Raw genomic sequence first — 22,964 nt, 5'->3', positions numbered from 1 at the left:
AGCAGCGTGCGCTCCTTTTTCCCTTTCATGCCGGCTCCTCTGCTGCACAAGCCTCCGAACAAACTTGCCTTCTCCGGTAAATACTAACAACGATCGGGTCGATGGCAAGCCGCGCCTTGTCCCGACGCGCCGGGCAGGTATCAGTAATGAGTCAGGCAGCTTCGCCCTTCTCGTGTTGTATCCTGGTATTGACCGACGGGAGAGCCTTGATGGACGAACCGGTTCGATTCGAGATTCAGGACGGGGGGGCGGTGGGGAGTGACAAACTCCCTAATCGACACAAGCGGGCAGCCGCACTTGCCTACTTGTAATACATCAGCTCCCGCGCCCAGACAGCCACTGTCGCCTCCAGCGCCTCGCGCTCCCCAGCCGTCAGCGGCGCCTCGCAGGCTGCAGCGGTATTTCGCTCCACCTGGACCGGATCGTCGCAGCCGATGACGACCGTCGACACCTCATGGGACAGCGCATAGCGGATCCAGGGACCGACCTCGCCGCAACCGGGAACCCGCAGCCCCAGCCCCCGGCAGAGCACCTTCATGCCGACCACCCCCATCCCCCGGCGCCGTGCTTCGGGCAGGACCCTCTCCGGAAAACTGAGCCAGGCGGCTTCCGCCGGGTTGACCGGCATCAGCACCGTGTCGAAGTCGTAGAGGTCGAAGGCCTTGAGCAGGATGGCGGGGTCCTGGTGGCCAGTCACCCCGACGAAGCGCACCATCCCCTCTTTTTTCGCCCGGTCGAAGGCCTCGATCGCGCCGCCGGGGCCAAAAATTTCCGCAAGGTCCTCCTCGCTGCGCACGTCATGAACCTGCCAGAGATCGAGCCAGTCGGTCTGCATGTTGGCGAGGGTGGTTTCGAGATGGCGCCGGGCTCCGGCAGCGGTGCGGTCGTGCGACTTGCTGGCAAGAAAGATCTCCGGCCGCCGCTCACCCAGCGCCAGGCCGTAGTACCCCTCGCTCCCCGAATAGGCGCGGGCCGACTCGAAGTAGTTGACTCCCCGCTCCAGCGCCCGGGCAATGACGTCCCGGGCCTCCCGCTCACGGCCGAAGGTGCGCAGCACCCCCTCCCCGCCCAGGCCGAACTGGGTTACTTCGACGCCGGTTTTGCCCAAGATCCGTTTGGGGATTTCTGAAAAAGGCCGTTTCATCGATTTAAACGCCAGTCGTATTCTTTCCACTCCACGTCCGCTGCCAGTCCCCGCAGAATCAGAAAGTCTTTGGCTTCCCCGTGGTCGAGATAGCGTATCAGGGTGTCGATCACGCCATCATGGCCGCCGAAATCGGGGCGGTACCACTTGAAGATCGGCGACAGACGCAGCAGGTTCTCCCGGGGGAGGATCTCCACCTCCGGGCCGTTGATGAAGCCGGCGGCGGCGACGGCGAGCTGCTCATCGATCCGTTCCGGAGTGTAGAAGTTGATCGGCGGACAGGAAGTGGAGGCGCAGACCAGGGTGAAATGGATGCGCGGCTCGGGCGGGTCGACAACGCAGGCGAGTCTCGGGTCGCCGCCGGCAAAGGGGTGGAAAAGGCCATGGGGCGGGCGACGGTTGCCACGGAGAACACCATGCTCGATCTCGTCCGGGGTGAAGGTCAGCCCGCCGATCGCATAACAGATCCGGCTGAAAAAGTGGGAAACCTCCTTGATGCTTTCGCGAATCTGCAGGGCGATGACGCCATGAATAACGAGGATGTTGTAGATGTTGATCCAGAAGGCGAGTCGTTCCTCCCGGCGACCGAGGCGGCCGAGGTCGTAGTCGCGCAGCAGTGCGGTGTCCGCCACATACTGGCGGTAGGCCTCGGACTGCCGCATGGCGTCATAGTCGACCCGCCCCCCTTCGAGATCATAGAACTCGGCCTTCAGACGATTGATGTTCCGGCGCAGGTGGGCGGCCACATCGATGTCCGGGGTCGTTTCGGGGACCGGACCGTCGTTGAGAATCAGCTGTTCGCTCATGGGACAGCCCCTTTCAAAACCTGCCGACGCTCCTGAAAGAGGTCGTCTACCTCGGCCAGCCCTTCATCGAACATGTCGAACACCTCCGCCATCACCTCTGGCGAGCTCGCGGCCTCCATCAGGTCGAGCTGGCTGTGCAGGGCGGCAATCTTGTCGAGCAGCACCAGGTCGAAGTCGAGCAGCCGTTCCTCGTCCCGCGGGGAAAGACCAGGTCCCGCTGGCACTTCGCCGGGAGCGGGGGTGACCTCCTCCTTGAGGAAGGCCGCCGTCCTGAGGGAGAAGGCCAGTTTTTGTCGCAGTGCCTCCGGGTAGTGGCCGGCCGCGATAAAATCGGCCAGTCGATCGCGCACTTCGCCAATCTTGTTCGCCAGGTGCCGGCGCAGCAGCAGATCGGTTTCGACGTGATGGATGGCGCCATATCCGACGAAGCCGGGGATATGGCTGCCCAGCTTCTGCGTTTTGTGTTCGCGGTCGAGTTTCATGGCCAGGGGGTTCCTCTCGTCGCGGTTCAGTTCTCCAGCAGGATGAGGTCGGGATTTTCGATATGCTCGACCAGGGCGTTGAGAAAACGCTGGGCCGTCGCTCCATCGATAATGCGGTGGTCGAAGGTCAGGGATAAAGGGACGACGGGCCGTGCCACGACCTTTCCGCCCCGCACCACGGCCGCTTCCTCGATTCGCCCGACGCCCAGGATGGCGGACTGCGGCGGGTTGATGATCGGGGTTCCCCAGAGGCCGCCGATCGCCCCGTAGTTGCTGATGCTGAACGTTCCCCCCTTCAGTTCGGCCGGGGTGATTTTCCGCTGCCGGGCCCGTTCGGAGAGTTCCTGCAGGGCGGCGGCCAGCTCGAGGATGCTCTTGCGCCGGGCGTCGCGCACCACCGGCACGAGCAGCCCCTCGGGGGTGTCGACGGCGAAGCCGATGTGCTGCCCCCGGTGCAGCACGATCTCCTCCTTCTCCTCGTCGAGACTGCTGTTGAGCAGGGGAAAACGCTCCAGCGCCAGGGTAAGCGCCTTGACGATGAAGGGCAAATAGGTGAGCCGCACTCCCTTCATCTCGGCCAGGGCCCGCTCCCGCTGCCGCAGTTCGCGCAGGGCCAGGGCGTCGGCCCGCTCCATGACGGTAACGTGGACGGCGCTGCGGGCCGAAGCTGTCATGGTACGCGCCATCGCCTTGCGCACCCCCTTGAGCGGGAGGCGTTCGGCAGGCGCCGGGGCCTCTTCCGTCACCGCCCCGGCCGCCCGGATGTCCGCCTCGGTAATGCGCCCGTCAGGACCGCTCCCCCGGACCGCCGCCAGATCGATCCCCAGTTCCGCGGCCAGCTTGCGGTCCCGGGGCAGAATCGGGGGCACGACCTCTCCGGACGTCGCAGGGGGTTCCGACTCGGGAGCTTCCTCCAGCTCGCCGACCACGCCGACCGCCGGCGGCCTCGCCTGTTCCTTCACTTCCGCCACGGCCGTCTCTTCGCCGGCCTCCTCGATCACCGCCAGTACGGCGCCGACGGCAACCGTGTCGCCGACCGCGCCGCGCAGTTCACGGATCACCCCCGCGCGAGGCGATGGCAGTTCCACCACCGCCTTGTCCGTCTCCATCTCGACGATCGGCTGGTGCGCCCGGACTCTGTCGCCAACCGCCACCAGCCAGCGGACGATCTCCCCATCGGCAATACCCTCCCCGACGTCGGGAAACTTGAATTCAATCATGTGTTTGCCTTTTGTCCTATATGTCCTACGAGTCCCAAGAGTCCCCTAGGACCGGTAAGACCTGTGGGACCTGTGAAAAGCAGATCAAAAGTTCATCGCCTGCCGCACCGCCCCCACAATCCGCCCCGCATCCGGAAGGTAGAAATGCTCCCCTTTCGGCAGCGGCATCACCGTGTCGAAGCCGGTCACCCGCAGGACAGGCGCCCGCAGATGGAGCAGCGCCGCCTCCATCAGCAGGGCCGAAATCTCCGCCCCCAGACCGCAGGTGCGAGGCGCCTCGTGCACCACGACGCAGCGGCCGGTTTTCTTCACGGAGGTGATAATTGCCTCGGCATCGAGTGGCGAAACGGTGCGTGGATCGAGTATCTCCGCCTCTACCCCCTCACCGGCCAGCTCTCCGGCTGCCTTTTCCGCCTCGCGCACCATCGCCCCCCAGGCGACCAGAGTGACGTCGCGGCCCGGCCGGACGAGCCTGGCCCGGCCGAGAGGGACGAGATGCTCGCCGTCCGGGACCTCCCCCTTGACTGCCCGGTAGATACGCTTCGGCTCCAGAAAGAGGACCGGGTCAGGATCGCGGATGGCGCTTTTGAGCAGCCCCAGGGCATCGGCTGGCGTCGAAGGGATGACCACCTTGATGCCCGGGATGTGGGCCAGAATCGCCTCGTTGCTTTCGGAATGGTGCTCGGGGGCATGGATGCCGCCGCCGTAGGGCATGCGAATCACCAGCGGCGCCGTGTATTCACCGCGCGAGCGGTTGCGGATGCGTCCGACGTGGGAGATGATCTGGTCGAGGGCCGGCGGCAGAAAGCCCATGAACTGCAGCTCCGCCACAGGTCGCAGGCCCAGCAGGGCCATGCCGAAGGCGACGCCGACGATCCCCGACTCGGCCAGCGGCGTGTCGATCACCCGCTCCTCGCCGAAGGCCTGCTGCAGTCCCTCGGTAACCCGGAAGACGCCCCCTTCCTTCCCCACGTCCTCGCCGAGCAGCAATACCGAAGAGTCGGCCTCCAGTTCCTCGCGCAGCGCCCGGTTGATCGCCTCGACCAGATTCAGCACGGCCATCTCACTCCTCCCCGGCGTGGGCGGCCAGCAATTCGGCTCGCTGGCGGGCCAGATGCGGCGGCAATTCGGCGAACATGTGGTCGAAGACGTCCTGCGGACGGGGGCCGGGATGCGCCTCGGCCTGGCGGACCGCCGCCTCGATCCACTCTTCCAGCTCCCGGACCAGACCCTCTTCCCACCCCTGCGACCACAGGCCCCGCTTCTCCAGGAAGCGGCGGAAGCGCACCAGCGGTTCGAGGGCGCGCATCCTTTCCACCTCGGCATCTTCCCGGTAGCGGGACGGATCATCGGAAGTGGTATGGGGGCCGAGGCGGTAGGTGACCGCTTCGATGAAGGTCGGCCCGCCGCCGGCACGGGCTTGCTGCAGAGCTGTCCGGGTCGCCAGGTAGACTGCAAAGGGGTCGTTGCCGTCGATCTGGATGCCAGGCATGCCGTAGCCGACACCCTTGGCGGCGAGGGTTTCGGCGGCGCACTGGATCTTTCGTGGCACCGAGATCGCCCAGGCATTGTTCTGGCAGAAGAAGACCACCGGCGCCCGGCGCACGCCGGCAAAGGTCATCGCCTCGTGGAAATCCCCCTCGCTGGTAGCGCCGTCGCCGAAATAGCAGACTACCGCTCCCGCTTCCTGCCGGTACCGCAGGGCCATCGCCATCCCTACGGCATGCAGGGTGTGGGTGCCGACCGGAATGGAAACGGGCAGGAGTCGGAAGTCGCGGGGAATGCGGCTCCCTTCTTCGTTCCCCATCCAGTAAAGAAGAATCATCTCCAGCGGCACGCCGCGCACCAAGGTCGCCGCCAGCTCGCGGAAGGAGGGGACGATCCAGTCGGTTGCCGCCAGGGCCATGGTGCTGCCCACCTGGCAGGCCTCCTGGCCTTCCAGCGGCGGATAGGTCCCCAGCCGCCCCTCCCGCTGCAAGGCCATGCACTGGCGGTCGACCAGGCGGGCCGCCAGCATGTGGCGAAAAAAAGTGCGCAGGGTGTCGTCGTCGAAATCGGGGAGCAGCTTCGGGTCGACCTCGCCATCCGGCGTCAGAACCTGCAGCCGCTTCCCCTTGAGCGGATCGAAATCACTGAATTGCATGGCATCTCCCGCAGTTAACTCTCACCTAAAAGGTAACAGAGGGGAGCGGCGTGTCAACGGCGAGGCTTGCCGACGGGAAGGACTTCTGTCAGAATGGCAGGACTGTTCGGAAAGGAGTGAAGGCGATGAAGATCATTGCGATTTCAGGCAGTCCCCGGCGCGGCGGCAACACCGAGACGGCGCTGCTCGAGGCTCTGGAAGGGGCGGGAGTGGAAGCGCCGGAGTCGGCCATCATCCGGCTCAACGAACTCACTTTTCGCGGCTGCCAGGGGTGCTACGGCTGCCGGGTGCCGGGGAGCAGCGGCTGTGTGGTGCAGGACGAGTTGCAGGGGGTCTACCGGGCCGCCGCCGAGGCCGATGTGGTGCTGCTCGGCTCCCCGGTCTACTACGGCTATGTGAGCGGGCAGATGAAGAGCTGCCTCGACCGCTGGTACGCCTTCAAGGACGGCCGTCGGCAGCCGCGCCTGGCGCCGGGGAAGAAGGCGGTCTTTTTCCTGGTGCAGGGGGCGCCGGGGGAGGATCACTACCTCTGGACCACCAGCAGCATCCTGCGGGTGCTCACCGCCTACGGCTTCGACGCCAAGATGGTCGTTCTGCCGAACTGCGAGGAGATGGGGGCGATCCGCCACCGGCCGGGGCTGCTGGACAAGGCGCGGGAAGCGGGGCGGGAGGCGATCGGCTAGGTTTCGACTTTCTCCCGACCGCGCTTGATCTCGCCGTGGCGTTTCTTTTCGCTGACCCGCCGCTCGACGGCACCCCGACCGGGCTGCGTCGGAATGCGCCGCTTGGCCCGGCGGTTGCGGGCGGCGAGACGTTCGCGCAGCCGCTCCAGCGCCTTCTCGCGGTTCTCGTGCTGCGAGCGGGATTCGGTGGCGGTGACGATGATGCCGGTCGGCAGGTGCTTGATGCGCACCGCCGATTCCGTCTTGTTCTTCTTCTGCCCGCCGGGTCCGGAGGACTTGTAGAAGGTTATCATCAGGTCTTTCTCGTCAAGTTCCATCATTTCATCCGTCCTTGCCACCCATTATCTCGCGCGCGCAAAGGCCGCAAAGAAATTCAAGCGTCATTGATTTTTCTTTGCGTTCTTTGCGTGCTTGGCGCGAAACCGCTTTTTCAGTACGGATTTTGCCCACTGCTAGCATTTTCGCCGCATCCATGGTAGAAGATGCAGACGCCGCACGCAACTTCTCTTTTACCCTTCCCCCAGGAGCCCCGCCATGAGCCATTTCGCCCTGACCATCATCGGCCGGGACCGCCCCGGCATCGTCTCCCAGGTCACCGAGATCCTCTATCGCCACGGCTGCAACATCGCCGACTCGAGCTGCACCATCCTCGGCGGCCAGTTCGCCATGATCCTGATCATTTCCCATGCCGAATACACCGGCCAACAGAGCTTCGGCGACGCCTTCGCCCCCCTTGAAGAGAGCGGATTGTCGGTCTTTCTGCGCACCCTGAAGCCCGGCGGGGAGATCCACTGCGTCGATCGCGGCGAGATCTGCATGATTTCGGTCTACGGCTCGGACAAACCGGGAATCGTCTACCGGGTGGCCAGGGAGCTGGGGGAGCGGCAGGTGAACATCACCGACCTCAACACCAAGCTGATCGGCAGCGCCAGCCGCCCGGTCTACGTCATGATGATCGAGGCGGTCCTGCCCGAAGGGCTCTCCATCGGGGACCTCGACAAGGTAGTCGGCCGGCTCAAGGACGAACTGCAGGTGGACATCTCGGTCCGCTCCATCACTCCCGTCGAGCTGTAAGCGCATGGCCGTTCGCGACATCCTTCTCTATCCCGACCCGGTGCTCAAGACGGTTTGCACCCCCGTGGATGCTCTTGATGCATCCATCGACGCACTGGTCCAGGACCTCATCGACACCATGCTCGCGGCCGGTCATTCGGTCGGGGTCGCCGCCCCGCAAATCGGCAGCAGCCGGCGCGTAGTGGTGGTCGACGTCTCGAAAAGCAAGCTCGGACGCGACAACAACCACGGCCTGCTGGTGATGATCAATCCCGGGATTCTCGAACGCGAGGGGCAGGAGACCATGCGCGAGGGTTGCATGAGCGTCCCCGACTACACCGGCAACGTCACCCGCGCCGAGAGCGTCGTCGTCCAATTCCTCGACCGTGCGGGACGCGAGCTGGTCATCCGTGCCTCCGGTTTCGAAGCGGTCGCCATCCAGCACGAGCTCGACCATCTCGACGGCCTGCTCTTCCTCGACCGCGTCTCCAGCCTCAAGACCGACGTCTTCCGGCGCAAGGCGTGCTGAAGCGGGGCCGGACGCAACCGTCGAGCCGTCATAACGAGCTGAAACATCGAGGCCGGACCCCATGGAGTCCGGCCTCGATGTTTCAGCTCGGCAACGCCGTGCCGTTTATCTACTGAACGCGCACTCCTCGCCCTGGCATTCGGAATCGGCGATCGGGGCTCACCCGCCGGCGCGCAGCGCCTTGAAGGCATTGATCAGGCCGTTGGTCGAAGCGTCGTGGCGGTTGACCGGTTCCGGGCCGGCCAATTCGGGCAGAATCGCCTGGGCCAGCTGTTTGCCGAGCTCGACGCCCCACTGGTCGAAAGAGTTCACCTCCCAGATCAATCCCTGCACGAAAATCTTGTGCTCGTAGAGGGCGATCAGCGAACCGAGGACGCCGGGGGTCAACTGACGGCAGAGAATGGAGTTGGTCGGACGGTTGCCGGGAAAGACCCGATGCGGCAGCAGGCGCTCGATCTCCGCTTCCGCGACACCGGCCTGCTGCATCTCCCGGCGCACCTCGGCGGCCGTCTTCCCCATCATCAGGGCTTCGGTCTGGGCGAAGTAATTGGACAGCAGAATGGCATGGTGCTCACCGACGGGATTATGTGATCGGGCCGGGACGATGAAGTCGGCAGGCACCAGCCGGGTTCCCTGGTGAATGAGCTGGTAGAAGGCGTGCTGGCCGTTGGTCCCCGGCTCCCCCCAGAGGACCGGCCCGGTGGCATAGTCGACGGTTGCGCCGTCGCGGGTCACCCGCTTGCCGTTGCTTTCCATGTCGGCCTGCTGCAGGTAAGCCGGAAAGCGGTGCAGGTACTGGTCGTAAGGGAGAATGGCTTGGCTTTCGGCACCGAAGAAGTCGACGTACCAGATCCCCAGCAGGGCCATGAGGGCCGGCAGGTTGCGCTCGATGGGGGCGGTGCGAAAGTGTTCATCCACCCGGTGGGCGCCGGCAAGCAGTTCGAGAAAACGCTCCATGCCGACGTAAAGGGCGATGGAGAGCCCGATGGCCGACCAGAGGGAATAGCGGCCGCCGACCCAGTCCCAGAACTCGAACATGTTTTCCGCGGCGATACCGAATTCCTGCACCTTTTCGGCGTTGGTCGAAATGGCCACGAAATGTTTCGCAATGTCGGCATCCCGCCCTGCCCCCTCCAGGAACCACTGCCGGGCGCTTTGGGCGTTGGTCATCGTCTCCTGGGTGGTGAATGTCTTCGATGCGACCAGAAAGAGCGTGGTCTCCGGCGCGACTTTCTTCAGCACCTCGGCGAGATGACTGGCATCGACATTGGAAACGAAATGGACCCTTAAATCCGGACGGGCATAGGGTTTGAGCGCCTCGCATACCATATGCGGCCCCAGGTCCGAACCGCCGATGCCGATGTTGACGACATCGGTGATCGGCTTGCCGCTGCAGCCGCGCCACTGGCCGCTGCGAACCCTCTCCACCAGGTCGCCCATTCGCTGCAGCACCCGGTTCACCGCCGGCATGACATCTACGCCATCGACCATGATCGGCCGGTTGGCGCGATTGCGCAGCGCCACATGCAGCACGGCCCGGCCTTCGGTATTGTTGATCTTCTCGCCGGCGAACATTCGCCGGATGCCTCCCTCGACGTCGGCCTGGCGGGCCAGCTCGCACAACAGTTCGAGCGTCCGGCCGGTGATCCGGTTCTTCGAATAGTCGAAGAGAAACTCCTCCCAGCGCAGGGAGAAGCGCTCGAACCGCTGCGGATCGGCAGCGAACATTTCCCGCATGTGCAGTCCGGCAACATCTTGATAATGTTCCTGCAGCGCCTGCCAGACGGGCAACCGGGTCAACCTCGGCATCGGCATTTCTCCTTGTTGAACGTGCACCTGCCCTGCAACTCCAGGACGGCCAATTCTCAACCCGTCCCCTGCCGCTCCCGCAGGAACTCGACTACCTGGCCGGCCACCTGGTTGGCGGCATGGACGCAGTCGTTGAGACCGACACCGTAAAAAGCATTGCCCGTGAAGAAGAGGCCGGGAGCGGTAACATGCCGCGCGGCGAGGGCGAGCAGTCGCTGACCATGACCGGCAATGTACTGGGGGATGGCTTTTTCATGCCGGAAGACGCGCACGAAGTCGGGTTCCGCACTGATCCCCATGATCTCTTTCAGGTCGGCCATGACCCGGGCCTTGACCTCGCTCTCGGCAAGATCGATGGCCCGGGGGTTGGTCGCTCCGCCCATCATCGAACGCAGCAACACCCGCCCCTCGGGAGCGCGGTTGGGGAAGATGCTCGAGTCCCAGAGAGTGCCGAGGATGCTCTTCCCCTCCTTTTTCGGGATGAGGTAGCCGAAGCCGTCGAGGTCACGGGCGATCTTTTCCCGCGCGTAGCCGAAGCAGACGACGTTCATCGACGCGTAGGGGATACCGCCGAGCAATTGGGTCAACTGCCGGTCGAGCCCGGCCACCATTTCTGCCGCCGCGTAGGCGGGCGCGGCGCTGACCACCACCTCGGCCTCGACCGTTGCGCCGTCTTCAAGGCGCAGTTCGTAGCCGCCCTCCTTGCGGACGATTTCCATCACCACGGCGGCGGTGCGCACCTCTCCCCGGATCGAGGCGGCGGTGCTGTCGGTCAGCTCCTGGATGCCGCCGACAAAGGAGGTGAGGACGCCGCCGGGGCCGGCGGCGCTGGCGACCGCCTTGCCGGCCTTGCGCTCGGCTTTCTTCTGTTTGGCCAGCTTGACCATCGCCATGATGAGCCCGCCGTACTCCTGCTCGAGTTGGTGGATGCGGGGAAAGCAGCTCTGCAGGCTCATCGTCTCCGGGTCACCGGCGAAGATGCCCGAAACCATCGGTGCAATCAGCTTGTCGAGGGCCTCCTGGCCGAGACGGCGGCGGGCGAAGTCGGCCAGCGTTTCGTCGGCGCCGTCGCGCCTGGCGGGGATCAGCGGCTCACAGGCCAGGCGCAGCTTGCCCGGCCAGGAGATGAGCCTGGATTTGAGAAAAGCCGGCCCGTTCTCCGGCAGGCGGTGCAGCACCCCTTCCGAGTAGATGAAGCGCTTGCGGGCGTTGTCGTCGGAGCGCAGCACGCGGTCCCGTATCCCGAGCCGGTCGCACAACTCAAGAGTCATCGGCTTGTTATCGAGAAAGCCGTTGGGCCCCCACTCGCAGAGAAACCCTTCTTCGCGGATGCTCCAGATCTTGCCGCCGGTGCGCGGTTTCTTCTCAAGAACCAGGGTTTCGACCTCGAGCCCGGCGGCGGTGGCCAGGCGCTCGATGGCGTGGGCGGTTGCGAGGCCGGAAATTCCAGCTCCGATGACGGCGATGCGGGTCATGCGTTCTCCTTATGCAAAGTTAACCTTCCCGCAACACCCTGCGGAGGCTCAGGAACTCAAATGTCAGAAGAAAAGCAGGAGCGGACTGTGGCGGCGAAAGAAACTTCTCCCGCATTTTGTATTTTTAATTTTGCAGCGTCAAGATTTTCCTGCATTTACGGAAGGGGACTCAGAGCATCGAGAAGAGCCCGCTTCTGCTCCAGGCTGTGGCGCAATTCCGCGGGAGGGTCGAGGGCAAGAGCATTGGCGATGGCTTGGCGGGCACCGGCATGATCGCGGCGGGCGATCCGTATTTCCGCCAGGGTATCGAGAAAGGCCGGTTCGCGGGGGTTGGCGGCCACGGCCCTTTCAGCCCAGTCCAGGGCCCGTCCGGTATCCTCCGCCCGGAACAGGACCCAGGCGAGATTGTTCATCGCCTCGCCGTTCCCTGGCTCGCGGCGCAGGGCCTGACGGTAACTCTTCTCCGCCTGTCGCCACTCGCCCCGCTCCGCCTGCACATTGCCGCGGTTGATCAACGGCCGGGCCCATTGCTGATCGAGGTCGGCCGCCCGATCGTACTCCCGGACCGCCAGGTCGCTCTCCCCTCGCTGCTGATAGGCAACGCCGAGATCGTTATGTTGCCGGGCATCAAGGGGATCGTTGAGAACGATGATCCGCGGCACGGAACAGCCGAAAAGACAGAAAAAGGCCAACAGGCTCAGCAGGGCGGGTTTCGGATGCACCGTTCATTCATTCCAGATAGAGGTAAAGCCGGTTCATCTTTTCCCAGCGGCGAAGCAGCTCATCGGCGTCGATAAAGACCCCTTCCCGCACTCCGGCATGGGTAAGAAAACGGCGCTGATCATAGCCGAAAACCACCAGGTAGTGGGGGCGGGAGATACGCCAGAAACCCGTTTCGATCGGGATCACGACCGGGCGATCGGCATCGATCGCCTGTCGCAGCAGGTCGAGGTCGCCGCGCCCGGAACGGGTGGCGAAACCCTGCTGCCGGGCAAAGTTCTCCATGTCCGGCAACAGGCTGCCACCCAGCTTGGGTTCGTAGACGGCCCGGGAGATCTCACCCACCGGGACATCCCTGCCCCGGTAGGCCAGCAAGGACGCGAGGGCCGAGGGACCACAATCGTCACGCTGCTCCTGGGGGCGATAGGGAACGCCCTGGATGACGTGCAACCCCACCTGTTCCCGGGTCCAGAATTCCTGCCGGAACGGAGTGCACCCACTTGCCGCCAAAGCGATCAGGACCAGCAGAAGACGGCCGGTCACCTGATGACGATCTCCCTGTCCATCAACTTGATGATGACGACCACCAGCAAGATGATCAGCAGCACGGCAACCACCGCCTCGGCCGCCCCCCCGGCGGCGATGTCTTTCGACAGGCCGGCCAACTGGTGCAACTGGGCATCGGAAAGGGTCGGCAGCTTGGCGGCGATCTCCTCTTTGGACAACCCGAAGTCGGCCAGCCGCTGGGCCACCACTTCCTGCTCGAGAGCCTGCCGGACCGTTTCGACCTGCGCCTGCCGCTCGGCGACGCTGGCGCCGTCGGCCAGGCGACTCGGGACAAGTGCGGCATTGGCGTTGACGGGAAGCAGAGAGAGCGCACTGAAGGCGATCAGGACCATCCAGCAAATGCGTAAATCGAGAACCCACGTACGACGATGCATCGACATGATTTCTTCTCCTTTTCAACAGGTGCTGCCGGCTAACGGCAGGTTATCTGACAATGACCCGCTTGTCGCTGACCTTGAGAATGACGATCACCAGCAGCACGATGACCAGCACGGCAATCACGAAACCGAGGACGCCCCCCTCGCCGAGCGAATCGGTGAGGCTGGCCAACTGGTGCAGCTGCTCGTCGGAAAAGGACGGCAGCCTGGCCGCTACCTCCTCGGGAGTGAAGCCGTAGTCCGCCAGTCGCTGGGCCACCACCTCCTGTTCGAGGGCCAGCCGGATCGTCTCGATCTGCGCCGAGCGCTCGGCAACGACCGAATCATCGGCCAGACGGCTCTGGACGAGCGCCGCGTTGCCGTTGCCGGGAAAGAGTGACAGGCAGCTGAAAGCGACCAGAACCAGCCAGCAGATACGGACATTCAGAATCCACGCGCGTTTAGTTGACATGTTATCCTCCATACGCAAGTACCAAATCTTTACAGAAGCTTACCGTAAAATGAGTGATGCACAAGCGACTGGCGTGGCACCAAGTGTTGCCTTGACGGGACGCATGCGGCTCACTATATTTGGAGGGCGATTCGAGCCACCTCATCCAGGAGTTTCCATGGCCAAAGACTATTACGCCATCCTCGGCGTCCCGAAGGACGCCACCGCCGAGGTGATCAAGAAAGCCTACCGCAAACTGGCTCTCAAGTTCCATCCGGACAAGAACCCGGGCGACAAGAAAGCGGAGGAGAAATTCAAGGAGATCACCGAAGCCTATGCCGTTCTCTCCGATCCGGAAAAACGCCGGCAGTACGATCAATTCGGCGAGGCCGGGTTTCACCAGCGGTTCAGCCAGGAGGACATTTATCGCAACTTCGATGTCGGCGACATCTTCCGCGAATTCGGCTTCGGCACCGACGATATTTTCAGCCACATCTTCGGCGGCCCGGGCAGCCGGGGCCGGGCCACTTTTTACGGCAGCGGCCGCCCGCAGGCGATCAAGGGGCAGGATTACGTCATGCGCCTCAGCATCCCCTTCCGACAGGCGGTACTCGGCGGCGAGAGGCGTATCGATTCCCGCCACGCCGGCCGGGTGGAGCATCTGCAGGTCCGCATCCCCGCCGGTATCGAAACCGGCCAGAAGCTGCGGGTGGCCGGCAAGGGGGGAGAAAGCCCCGCCGGCGGGCCGGCGGGCGACCTTTTCCTGGAGATCGAGGTGGAACCCGATCCGCTGTTCAGCCGGGAAGGGGACGATCTCTATGTCAAGGTTCAAGTCCCCTTCTCGGGGGCCTGCCTCGGCACCTCCGTAGACGTTCCGACCCTGGAGGGGAACAAGCGGATCAAGGTACCTGCCGGCATGTCCAGCGGCCGGAAGATCCGGCTCAAGGGATTCGGCGTCCCCCACGGTCGAGGGACGCGAGGGGATCTCTACGCCGTCGTCGAGGTCGCCGTGCCCGACCGTCTGAGTACCCGACAGAAGGAACTCCTCGAGCAGCTCCGAGCGGAGGGCCTGTAGCGGCTCTTCCCTTCACTTCCCGATTTCTACCCCGACATCGGCCATGGTTCGTCAAACCGGCAAGCACTTTTCCGCCCGCATCTGCTAGAAATATGCCGGTGCATTCATTTCCCGCGCCAACGTCTTGCGCCCCGACGGGGCACCTCGAAAACACGAAGGCCATCCGCACCCGGATGGCCTTCATTTTTCATCTTGCATCCTGCATCTGCTTTCACCCATCCAACTCCCGACAGTACATCATCCCCAGTACCCCGCGATTTGCCAGACACCGGGGACAAAGTTGGTCCGCATCGGCGTAGAGTTCCCGGGCCATGAAGGCTCCGGCTTCCACCGCCGGGTCGGCAATCGGAGCGGCCGGATCGAATACCCCGCCGCAAATGGTGCAGCGTTTCATGCGCTCTTCTCCAGATGGTCGCGAACCAGATCCGCCAGCGCCTGCAGAAAATCCGGGCGATCGTTGAGCGACGGCGCCCGGTGGAAGAGGCGGATACCCTTCGACTGGGCATGTTCGTTGTACTCGATGTCGATCTCGTGCAGCGTTTCGATGTGGTCGGAGACAAAGGAGATGGGGACCATCAACAGCGCCTCGCAGCCATCGGCGGCAAGCTGGTCGATCACTTCGACGGTGTCGGGCTCCATCCACTTGACCGGCCCGCTGCGACTCTGAAAAGCGAGGTGCCAGGGACGCTCTCCCAGCCGCTGCATCACTCCCTTGACCGTCGCCAGGACATGCTCCAGATAGGGGTCGCCGCGGTCAATGAACTTCTGCGGCAGGGCGTGGGCCGAAAAGAGTATCTGCACCTGGTCCTGAACCAGATCATGGAAGAGGTCCAGCCCTTCACGCACCCGACTGGCCAGCGCATCGAGGTAGCCGGGCCAGTCGTACCACTGTTCGATGACCGAATACCTGAGGTCGGGGCAGATACGGGCGGCGGCACGGCGGAAATCGTTGATGCTGCTGCCGGTGGTCGCCCCGGTGTAGTGAGGATACATGGAAAGGACCACGGCCCGCTCGATCCCCTCCGCCGCCAACCGGCGCAGTGTCTCTTCGGCCGTCGGTTGCCAGTAGCGCATGGCCACGGCGGGACGGAAGTCTGGTCCCAGATCGGCGGCAATCCCCTCGGCCTGGCGGGTCGTCCAGTGCAGAAGGGGAGACTTGCCGCCGATGAGGCGGTAGTTCAGCCGCACCTGCTTGCTGCGGAAGTGGGAGATCAGCCTGGCAAAGGGTTTCTGCAGGACGCTGCCCAAAGGCAGCTGGATCAGTTCACGGTCGGAAAAGAGGTTGTAGAGAAAGGGTTCGACGGCCTCGGGGGAATCGGGGCCGCCCATGTTGAGCAGGATGAGGGCGGTCGGATTGTCAGGATCCATAAATTCGCTGCGCTGGAGGATGCTCATGCAGGGGCACGGCGAGCCGTGCCCCTGCGCCTTCGGGCCTATTTCCGGCTGAGCCGGTGCACGCACTCGACCATGAATTTGGCATTTTCCGGATCGACGTTGGGCAGGATGCCGTGGCCGAGGTTGAAGATATGCCCGGGGCGGCCGGCGTTCTCCTCGATGATGCGCTGCACCTCGCGTTCGATGTGCGCCTTGGGGGCGTAGAGTACAGTCGGGTCGAGGTTCCCCTGCACGGCGATCTCGGGACCGAGAATGTCACGGGCCTTGCCGAGGCCGATGTGCCAGTCGAGGCCGACCACGTCGCTGCCCGCCTTCTTGACGATGTCGAGCATGGTGCCGGAGCCCTTGACGAAGTGGATGACGGGAATCCCCTTGCGGTCGAGGCCGTCAATCAGCTTTTTCGTGTAGGGGAGGATGTAAGTCTCGTAGTCGAGGGGCGAAACGATGCCGCCCCAGGTATCGAAGATCTGGATCGCCTGGGCTCCGGCCGCGATCTGGGCGTTGAGGTACTGGCGGTCCATTTCGGTGATTTTTCCCATCAACGAGGCATAAATTTCCGGCGCCCCGTACATCATTTTCTTGATCTGGGCGAAATCCTTGCTCCCCTTCCCTTCGACCATGTAGCAGGCCAGGGTGAAGGGGGCGCCGCCGAAGCCGATCAGGGGAACGCGCCCCTCGAACTCGCGGCGGAGAATTTTGATCGTCTCCAGCACATAGGGGACATCCTCTTCCATCACCGGGATGCGCAGGGCGTCGACATCCGCCTGGGTGCGCACCGGATTCTCGAAGACCGGACCGGGGACGAAGTCGAGCTTGAGCCCCATCGGCTCCACCGGGGTGAGGATGTCGGAGAAGAGAATGGCGGCATCCGCGCCGAGGTAGTCGATCGGCTGAATCGTCACCTCGGCAGCCAGTTCGGGAGTCTTGCAGAGTTCGAGGAAAGTGCACTTGCGGCGCACCTCCATGTATTGCGGCAGGTAGCGGCCGGCCTGGCGCATCAGCCAGACGGGGGTAACATCGACGGGCTGGCCCCAGCAGGCCTTGATGAAATTGTATTCGGTGGTCATGAAAAAAGTACCTCCTGTGGAATTGATTCGAATTGTAGGGGCGAATCTTGTATTCGCCCTGGGCGATCACAAGGATCGCCCCTACATCGTTATTTCGCCGCGTTCTCCGCCGCTTCTTTCTCCATCCGCTTGCGGGTGCGGTTGGGGATGTAGTTGCAGAACGGCTCCTCGGCCATGTAGTCGCCGTAGACCGCATCGGCCCGCGCCCGGCAGCCGCCGCAGACATTGATGAACTCGCACTCGCCGCATTTGCCGGTGTATTTCTTGAAATCACGCAGGTCGTTGAAGACCTTGCTGTTGAACCACAGTTCCTTGAAGGGGACCTGCTTGACGTTCCCCACCGAGGAGTGGAAGTAGGAGCAGGGTTTGAGGTTGCCGAAGCAGTCGATCAGACAGATGGTCTGGGCGGCGATGCACCCCTTGCCGCCGCCGGTGGAGAAGGTGAGCGAACGGCGCTCGAAGGCGACCCCTTCGGCCTTGGCCATCTGCGGCACGATGCGGTAGTAGTGGGGGGCGCAGGTCGGGCGCATGAGGATTTCGCCCTCCTCCTTTTCCTGCTGGTAATGCCAGGCGAGGATCTCCTCGTAGTCCTCCTTGCTGATCAGCTCGTTCATGATCTCCTCGCCGCGGCCGGTCGGAACGATCATGAACATGTACCAGGCGGTCGCCCCGAGGCTCTTGGCGAGCTTGAAGGTGGCGCCGATATCATGCTGGTTGCGCTTGGTGAAGGAGGAGTTGACGAGGAACTTGATGCCGTTACGCTTGAGCGTCTCGGCGCCGCGGATCACCCCCGCGAAGGCACCGGGACAACTGCGGAAGTTGTCGTGCACTGCGGCAGTGGAGCCGTCGAGCGACAGGGAGACCATCTTGATGTCCGCCGCCTTCATCTGCGCGCAGACCTCGTCGGTAATCAGCATGCCGTTGGTCGCCATGCACATGCGCAGACCCTTGCCGGTGCCATAACGGGCGATTTCGAAGATATCCTTGCGCAGCAGCGGTTCGCCGCCGGAGAGGACCATGACCGGTTTCGACACCTCGCAGATATCATCGATCAGCTTGTAAGCCTCTTCGGTGGTGAAGTCTCCCTCGGAAGACTGCATGTCCGAGGAACAGCGGCAGTGAACGCAGTTGAGGTTGCAGCGCTGGGTGGTTTCCCAGGCGATCCACTTGGGGATGAATTCTTCAGCAGGGACAGCCATTTCAACTCCTTGGAAGGGATTCTGCAGTGGTTTGCAAGAATCTTACCGGGCAACTTTACAACAGAACGAGGAGGAAAAACAAGGATTCCCGCCCACCCCCGAGATATCCCCCCGGCCATATGACTGACCCGACCCGGCAAATGAACGGTGTCGGGATTAGATGAACTGCCCCGGCCTTCACGGCATAGTTATAATGATTTAAGCGATGTTGCCGGCAAGCATGCAGAGAAAGCGGTCCCGCAATTCAAACCAGGCGCGGTCTCCTCAAAGGCAGGACGCAGACGGAGTGACACGGCATCTGCTGGGCAACGATTATTTTTGTGTCCCGTTGCCTTCAAAGCAGCCGCTCTCTGCTATACTTGTCCCCGGTTGCTTGCCAATTCTCCGCAGCGATAATCTGGCACCATGATTGCTTACTGTCGATTTCGTCCGTGGGGCTTTGCCCCCCACATTAACCCAGGAGGTTTCCATGAAGATGAAGAGATTTCCCCACATGTTTTTGCTGCTGGCCCTGGCTCTGGTCTTTCCGCTGCAAGCCATGGCAGATGAACTGGTTTCACTCAAGGTCGGCGTCATCAATCTCAGTCCCGAAGGGAGCTTCGCCTCCGGGGATACGACCATTCCTGCCGAAATCCCAACCAAGATCGACCTCGAGGACGACCTCGACTTTGGCGACAAGAGCAAGGTGATGGCCGAGGCGGCCCTGCAGCTCGGCTCCTTCCGCCTCGCGGCCGGCTACCTCCCGCTCAAATTCGACGGCACCTCGACCCTGCCTAACCGCATTGTCTTCGAGAATGAGGTCTTCGCGGCCGGCAGGACTGTCAAAGGGGAGATGGATGTCGACCTCTACGACCTGGCGCTGGCCTGGCACATCGTCAACATCGACGACGCGCCGGTGCGCTTCCAGTTCGGCCCGGAGCTCTCGGTCAAGATCGTCGACGGCGAGGTGTCCGTTGCGGACCAGCAGAATCCGGCTATCCGCGAGGAGGCCTCCGGAACGGCGCCGGTGCCGACCATCGGTGCCCGAGCCCGCGTCGGCCTGGGCGACTTCGTTGCCGTGATCGGCCGGGTGGGATACCTCGAGGTCAGCGGCAACTCCTTCCTCGACGCCGATGCCCAGGTCGAGTTCTCCCCCCTCCCCTTCGTCGGCGTCTTCGGCGGCTACCGCCACCTCGACCTCGACATCGACGAGAACGACCTCCTCATCGACGCCACCTTCGCCGGCCCCTACGCCGGGGCGTTCGTGCGCTTCTAGGCACATCCTTGCAGCCGAAAACAGGAAAGGCGGGCCAAGCGGCCCGCCTTTCCTGTTTTCGTATCCTGATGAGGCTCAGCCGTTGACCGCCTCACTGCGCGTGACGCCGTCCGCCAGAGCGAAGAGTTCGTCGAAGATGGCCTGCACGGTGGTGATGCGATCGGCCTTCCAGGCGTTGCTGCCGCAGAAGACCAGTCCGGTTTCGACGTCGCCACGCTGCGCCCGGTCAAGGGCGTGAACGATGCAGAAGCGTTCCTGCCCGGCCTTGTAGGTACATTTTTTCAGGCAGCCCGAGGGACAGGTCACACCCAGGTCGAGATCACGTTGACGGACTTTTTCAATGTTCGACTTGATCGCCCGGCCAGGAAGCCCTGCCGGGCTCATGATCAGACCGATATCCTCGCGGGTGCAGTCGAGGTAGCTCTGCTTGAAGGCGTCGGCGGCGTCGCACTCCTCGGTACAGACGAAGCGGCTCGCCATCTGCACGCCATCCGCCCCTTCGGCCAGGGCATGCAGCAGATCGGCGCGATCCCAGATCCCGCCGGCGGCGATCACCGGGACTTCGGCCTGCCACTCCTGCCGGAAGTACTCCTTGACCCCGCGTACCGTGGCGTACTGGTCGTAGGCACCGCTACCGATGTTCTCCAGCTTCTCGCCGAGGTGGCCACCGGCGGTGTCGGGATCCTCGACCACCACCGCGTCGGGGAGCCGCCCCCAGCCCTTGTGCCACTTGCGGGCGATCAGTTCCGCCGCCTTGACCGAGGAAACGATCGGCACCAGGGCCACCTCGGGAAAGTCGGCGGTCAATTCGGGGAGATTGAGGGGCAGGCCGGCGCCGCTGACGATCACCTTGACCCCTGCCTCGCAGGAGGCGCGCACCATGGTATCGAAGTTGGTCACCGCCACCATGCAGTTGGTGCCGACCACGCCATCCGGGGCGATGGCATAGGCCTTGGCGATCTCGTCCCTGAGCGCCAGGGGGTCGGCGGTGAAGAAATTCTTGCCATCATAGTGGGGGCTGTTCAGGCCAATGCCGGCCGTGGCTATCAACCCGATGCCGCCGCAACGAGCCACATGGCCGGCCAGCCGGCCGCCGGAGATGCGCACCCCCATCCCCCCCTGGATCAGGGGAAAGGGAACGGTATGTTGGCCGATGGTCAGCTGTTTCATCGAATGCTCCTTGGCTGGCAAACGGAATGCTTTGTTCATACCTTGCGAGGATAGCAGAGCCCCGGCCAAACGAACGTAATAGTTGTGTAAAAGTTCAAAACCTGAGGAAAAAGCGGCAAAACCAGGTGCCGGCCAGACACTCTGCTTCGGCAAAATTCCGGCTTTTAATCGTCTTCAGGTGGGGCACAGGCCTGCATGGGATGACACCGACAAGGACCCGGGCAGTGGAACCTCACGCTGACAAAATCAGACCGGCTTTCTCCAAGATTTGCCTTGTCCGCCGTGCTTCACGATGGTAAACAGAATGCATGAAACTCTTCCGCCGCTTCATCAATCCCATCTTCGCGTTCATCGGCATCCAGTTGGTCTGGCTGCTGGTGGTGATCTTCTGGATCTACTGGTTCATGGGAAAACATCGCCAGTTACGCACTCTGGCCGAGCGCTACAGCCCCGAACTCGCCCAGCGGGGCGCCGACTGGATCATTCTGGTCGAAGGACTGGTGCTGCTGGCGGCTATCCTGGCCGGGGTCTACGTCATCTTTCTTTACTGGCAGCGGCAGGCCGCCCTGTATCGGGCCCAGCGCGACTTCATCGCCCAGGTATCCCACGAGCTCAAATCTCCCCTCGCCTCGCTGCAGCTGCACCTCGAAACCATCCGCCGCCGCCGACCTCCAGCCCAGAAGATGGACATCTTCATCGATACCATGCTGGCCGACACCGACCGGCTCGGCGGCCTGATCGACAACCTGCTCGCCGCCAGCCGCCTGGAGCAGAAAGGGATGAAACTCTCCCTGCGCCCGGTCGACCTCTCGGCCTTCGTCACCCACTACTTCCGCCCCCGGCAATATGCCCTGCCGCAAGCGGCCAAAATGGAACTCGCAATCACCCCGGGCCTGCACGCCCGCATTGACCCTGAAGCCATGGAGACGGTCTTCCGCAACCTGTTGGAGAACGCCCTCCTCTACAGCTCCGGCCCGCCGGTGATCACCATCGGCCTGCAAGGGGAGAAAGACTTCGCCCACCTCAGCTTTACCGACCGGGGGCGGGGACTCGAAAAAAGGGAGCAGAAGAAGGTCTTCCAGATGTTCTACCGGGTGCGCCGCTCCGACGAAAACATCCGCGGCTCGGGGCTGGGACTGTTCATCGTCCGGGCCATCGTCCGGCTGCATCAGGGCAAGGTCTGGGCGGAGAGCGAAGGAGCCGGAAAGGGGACCACCTTCCACATCCTGCTGCCGCTCTGCGCGGCTGACGAAGGAGAGAAGACGGCATGACGAAGGTGGGCATTCTGCTGGTGGAGGACGAGCCGAGCATCGCCCGCGGCCTCGTCTACAACCTGGAGGAGGAAGGGTACCGGGTGACCCACGCCGTCACCGGAGAGGAGGCTCTGAAGCAGTCCAGGGAGGAGACATTCGCGCTGGTCGTCCTCGACCTGATGCTCCCCGGAATTTCAGGGATCGAAGTCTGCCGCCGACTGCGCCGGCAGGACCCGCGGCTGCCGATCCTGATTCTCACCGCCCGCGGTCATGAGGAAGACCGGGTGAAGGGCCTGGCCGCGGGCGCCGACGACTACATGACCAAGCCGTTCAGCCTGGAAGAGTTCCTGCTGCGGGTCAAGGGGATGCTGCGGCGCTCGGCCTGGTACCGGCCGAACGCGGTCCGTGTAGGACATTATGCCTTCGGCGGCAATGAGGTGGCCCTGAAGGAAGGATGGGCACAAACCCCGCAGGGGCAAATTGCTCTGACCGAGCTGGAAATACGGATGCTGCGCCTTTTCTTCCAGAGGGAAGGGGAAATCCTCTCCCGCACCGAGCTGCTCGAATCGGTCTGGGGGATGGCACCGGACACCGAGACCCGCACGCTCGACAATTTCATCGTCCGTCTTCGCAAGTATTTCGAGACCGACCCGGCCCGGCCGGTCCATTTTCTGACGGTGCGCGGGCGTGGATACAAATTCGTGCGGGAAACGAACGAAAAAGCGTAGGGAGCAGGCCGTGGGCCTGCCCACGGCAGGGCACCCACGTTTGTGCGCCGAATCGCTTCAACGCGCAGGCGCAAGGGGTGCCCCTACCCCCCCAGAACCTCCTGCCGGAAAGCCTCCACCCCCATCTCTTCAACGAGCTTGCCGAGGCGACAGCGACGGTCCCTGGCCTTGAACCACTGGATGATGTGGCCGACAATCGCAAGCGCCTCCGCGTCGCTCGGCACATGCTCGAGCAGCCTGACCGACAGGCGCGGCTGACTGCCGCCGTTGCCGCCAACCATCACGTTCCATCCCTTGGGGGTACCGATCAGCCCCACGTCCTTGATGCAGACCTCGCCGCAGTCGTTCATGCAGCCCGAGACCCCCATCTTGAACTTCCACGGG

At 63.4% G+C, this 22,964-nt stretch carries 27 protein-coding genes; 7 read left to right on the top strand and 20 right to left on the bottom strand.

Features of this window, described 5'->3' with window-relative positions; translation table 11 throughout:
• Positions 1-301: 301 nt before the first annotated feature.
• The 6 genes from VD811_12445 to pdhA form a co-directional block, all read right to left on the bottom strand.
• Positions 302-1,108 (bottom strand): aldo/keto reductase, encoded by an 807-nt coding sequence (locus tag VD811_12445; protein ID HXV21787.1) that lies wholly within the window; start codon positions 1,106-1,108, stop codon positions 302-304.
• Positions 1,109-1,140: 32 nt separating this feature from the next.
• Positions 1,141-1,950, bottom strand: a complete 810-nt coding sequence (locus VD811_12440) for a DUF547 domain-containing protein (GenBank protein ID HXV21786.1) — start codon at positions 1,948-1,950, stop codon at positions 1,141-1,143.
• Entirely contained in the window at positions 1,947-2,432 is a 486-nt protein-coding gene (locus tag VD811_12435; protein ID HXV21785.1) for a hypothetical protein, read from the bottom strand. The genes VD811_12440 and VD811_12435 overlap by 4 nt, the downstream gene beginning before the upstream one ends.
• 26 nt (positions 2,433-2,458) lie before the next feature.
• Positions 2,459-3,652, bottom strand: coding sequence for a dihydrolipoamide acetyltransferase family protein (locus VD811_12430; protein ID HXV21784.1), 1,194 nt, complete (start codon positions 3,650-3,652; stop codon positions 2,459-2,461).
• An 84-nt stretch (positions 3,653-3,736) separates the two neighbouring features.
• Positions 3,737-4,714 carry an alpha-ketoacid dehydrogenase subunit beta gene (locus VD811_12425; GenBank protein HXV21783.1) on the bottom strand — a complete coding sequence of 326 codons (978 nt, stop codon included), beginning with the start codon at positions 4,712-4,714 and terminating at the stop codon, positions 3,737-3,739.
• A 1-nt stretch (position 4,715) separates the two neighbouring features.
• Entirely contained in the window at positions 4,716-5,795 is a 1,080-nt protein-coding gene (gene pdhA / locus VD811_12420) for a pyruvate dehydrogenase (acetyl-transferring) E1 component subunit alpha (GenBank protein ID HXV21782.1), read from the bottom strand.
• A 125-nt stretch (positions 5,796-5,920) separates the two neighbouring features.
• Between pdhA and VD811_12415 the strand changes: the two genes are divergently transcribed.
• Positions 5,921-6,478, top strand: a complete 558-nt coding sequence (locus VD811_12415; protein HXV21781.1) for a flavodoxin family protein — start codon at positions 5,921-5,923, stop codon at positions 6,476-6,478.
• On the opposite strand, the gene VD811_12410 is transcribed toward VD811_12415, so the two are convergent.
• Positions 6,475-6,798, bottom strand: coding sequence for a peptide chain release factor-like protein (locus VD811_12410; GenBank protein ID HXV21780.1), 324 nt, complete (start codon positions 6,796-6,798; stop codon positions 6,475-6,477). The two genes, VD811_12415 and VD811_12410, sit on opposite strands and share 4 nt — an antisense overlap.
• 1 nt (position 6,799) lies before the next feature.
• Positions 6,800-6,952 carry a hypothetical protein gene (locus tag VD811_12405; protein ID HXV21779.1) on the bottom strand — a complete coding sequence of 51 codons (153 nt, stop codon included), beginning with the start codon at positions 6,950-6,952 and terminating at the stop codon, positions 6,800-6,802.
• A gap of 60 nt (positions 6,953-7,012) precedes the next feature.
• Here VD811_12405 and VD811_12400 point away from each other — a divergent pair, with 60 nt between their 5' ends.
• Positions 7,013-7,552 carry an ACT domain-containing protein gene (locus tag VD811_12400; protein HXV21778.1) on the top strand — a complete coding sequence of 180 codons (540 nt, stop codon included), beginning with the start codon at positions 7,013-7,015 and terminating at the stop codon, positions 7,550-7,552.
• A gap of 4 nt (positions 7,553-7,556) precedes the next feature.
• Positions 7,557-8,060 (top strand): peptide deformylase, encoded by a 504-nt coding sequence (gene def, locus VD811_12395; protein HXV21777.1) that lies wholly within the window; start codon positions 7,557-7,559, stop codon positions 8,058-8,060.
• A gap of 159 nt (positions 8,061-8,219) precedes the next feature.
• On the opposite strand, the gene pgi is transcribed toward def, so the two are convergent.
• The 6 genes from pgi to VD811_12365 all read right to left on the bottom strand — a co-directional run bounded on the left by pgi (position 8,220) and on the right by VD811_12365 (position 13,459).
• Positions 8,220-9,869, bottom strand: a complete 1,650-nt coding sequence (gene pgi / locus VD811_12390) for a glucose-6-phosphate isomerase (GenBank protein HXV21776.1) — start codon at positions 9,867-9,869, stop codon at positions 8,220-8,222.
• Positions 9,870-9,925: 56 nt separating this feature from the next.
• Positions 9,926-11,344, bottom strand: coding sequence for a protoporphyrinogen oxidase (hemG, locus tag VD811_12385; GenBank protein HXV21775.1), 1,419 nt, complete (start codon positions 11,342-11,344; stop codon positions 9,926-9,928).
• A gap of 155 nt (positions 11,345-11,499) precedes the next feature.
• Positions 11,500-12,066, bottom strand: coding sequence for a tetratricopeptide repeat protein (locus tag VD811_12380; GenBank protein ID HXV21774.1), 567 nt, complete (start codon positions 12,064-12,066; stop codon positions 11,500-11,502).
• Positions 12,067-12,073: 7 nt separating this feature from the next.
• A complete protein-coding gene (locus VD811_12375) occupies positions 12,074-12,607 on the bottom strand; it encodes a C39 family peptidase (protein HXV21773.1) in 534 nt (177 codons plus the stop codon).
• A complete protein-coding gene (locus VD811_12370; GenBank protein HXV21772.1) occupies positions 12,604-13,011 on the bottom strand; it encodes a PA2779 family protein in 408 nt (135 codons plus the stop codon). The genes VD811_12375 and VD811_12370 overlap by 4 nt, the downstream gene beginning before the upstream one ends.
• Positions 13,012-13,054: 43 nt before the next feature.
• Complete coding sequence (locus tag VD811_12365; protein HXV21771.1) at positions 13,055-13,459, bottom strand: PA2779 family protein; 405 nt, start codon at positions 13,457-13,459, stop codon at positions 13,055-13,057.
• Between the two features lie 157 nt (positions 13,460-13,616).
• Between VD811_12365 and VD811_12360 the strand changes: the two genes are divergently transcribed.
• Positions 13,617-14,513, top strand: a complete 897-nt coding sequence (locus tag VD811_12360) for a DnaJ C-terminal domain-containing protein (GenBank protein HXV21770.1) — start codon at positions 13,617-13,619, stop codon at positions 14,511-14,513.
• A gap of 211 nt (positions 14,514-14,724) precedes the next feature.
• Here the strand turns inward: VD811_12360 and VD811_12355 are convergent, their stop codons facing one another.
• The 4 genes from VD811_12355 to VD811_12340 form a co-directional block, all read right to left on the bottom strand.
• Complete coding sequence (locus tag VD811_12355) at positions 14,725-14,907, bottom strand: hypothetical protein (protein ID HXV21769.1); 183 nt, start codon at positions 14,905-14,907, stop codon at positions 14,725-14,727.
• Entirely contained in the window at positions 14,904-15,908 is a 1,005-nt protein-coding gene (hemH, locus tag VD811_12350) for a ferrochelatase (GenBank protein HXV21768.1), read from the bottom strand. The genes VD811_12355 and hemH overlap by 4 nt, the downstream gene beginning before the upstream one ends.
• 38 nt (positions 15,909-15,946) lie before the next feature.
• Positions 15,947-16,975: a uroporphyrinogen decarboxylase gene (hemE, locus tag VD811_12345; protein ID HXV21767.1), complete on the bottom strand. Its 1,029-nt coding sequence runs from the start codon at positions 16,973-16,975 to the stop codon at positions 15,947-15,949.
• A gap of 89 nt (positions 16,976-17,064) precedes the next feature.
• Entirely contained in the window at positions 17,065-18,174 is a 1,110-nt protein-coding gene (locus tag VD811_12340; protein HXV21766.1) for a radical SAM protein, read from the bottom strand.
• Between the two features lie 469 nt (positions 18,175-18,643).
• Here VD811_12340 and VD811_12335 point away from each other — a divergent pair, with 469 nt between their 5' ends.
• A complete protein-coding gene (locus tag VD811_12335) occupies positions 18,644-19,429 on the top strand; it encodes a hypothetical protein (protein HXV21765.1) in 786 nt (261 codons plus the stop codon).
• 75 nt (positions 19,430-19,504) lie between these two features.
• Here VD811_12335 and VD811_12330 read toward each other — a convergent pair whose 3' ends face one another.
• Positions 19,505-20,599, bottom strand: a complete 1,095-nt coding sequence (locus VD811_12330; GenBank protein ID HXV21764.1) for a nitronate monooxygenase family protein — start codon at positions 20,597-20,599, stop codon at positions 19,505-19,507.
• Between the two features lie 308 nt (positions 20,600-20,907).
• Here VD811_12330 and VD811_12325 point away from each other — a divergent pair, with 308 nt between their 5' ends.
• Both VD811_12325 and VD811_12320 read left to right on the top strand, forming a co-directional pair.
• On the top strand, positions 20,908-21,870 hold the full coding sequence (locus VD811_12325; protein HXV21763.1) for a HAMP domain-containing sensor histidine kinase: 963 nt from the start codon (positions 20,908-20,910) through the stop codon (positions 21,868-21,870).
• Positions 21,867-22,580 carry a response regulator transcription factor gene (locus tag VD811_12320; protein ID HXV21762.1) on the top strand — a complete coding sequence of 238 codons (714 nt, stop codon included), beginning with the start codon at positions 21,867-21,869 and terminating at the stop codon, positions 22,578-22,580. Before VD811_12325 ends, VD811_12320 begins: the two co-directional genes overlap by 4 nt.
• A gap of 83 nt (positions 22,581-22,663) precedes the next feature.
• Here the strand turns inward: VD811_12320 and VD811_12315 are convergent.
• On the bottom strand, positions 22,664-22,964 hold a 301-nt coding region (locus VD811_12315; GenBank protein ID HXV21761.1), incomplete at its 5' end, for an NAD(P)/FAD-dependent oxidoreductase.

The organism is Desulfuromonadales bacterium, assembly GCA_035620395.1.
Lineage (GTDB): Bacteria > Desulfobacterota > Desulfuromonadia > Desulfuromonadales > DASPGW01 > DASPGW01.
The sequence above is the reverse complement of the archived record's forward strand: the minus strand, read 5'-3'. Positions and strand labels throughout refer to the sequence as shown.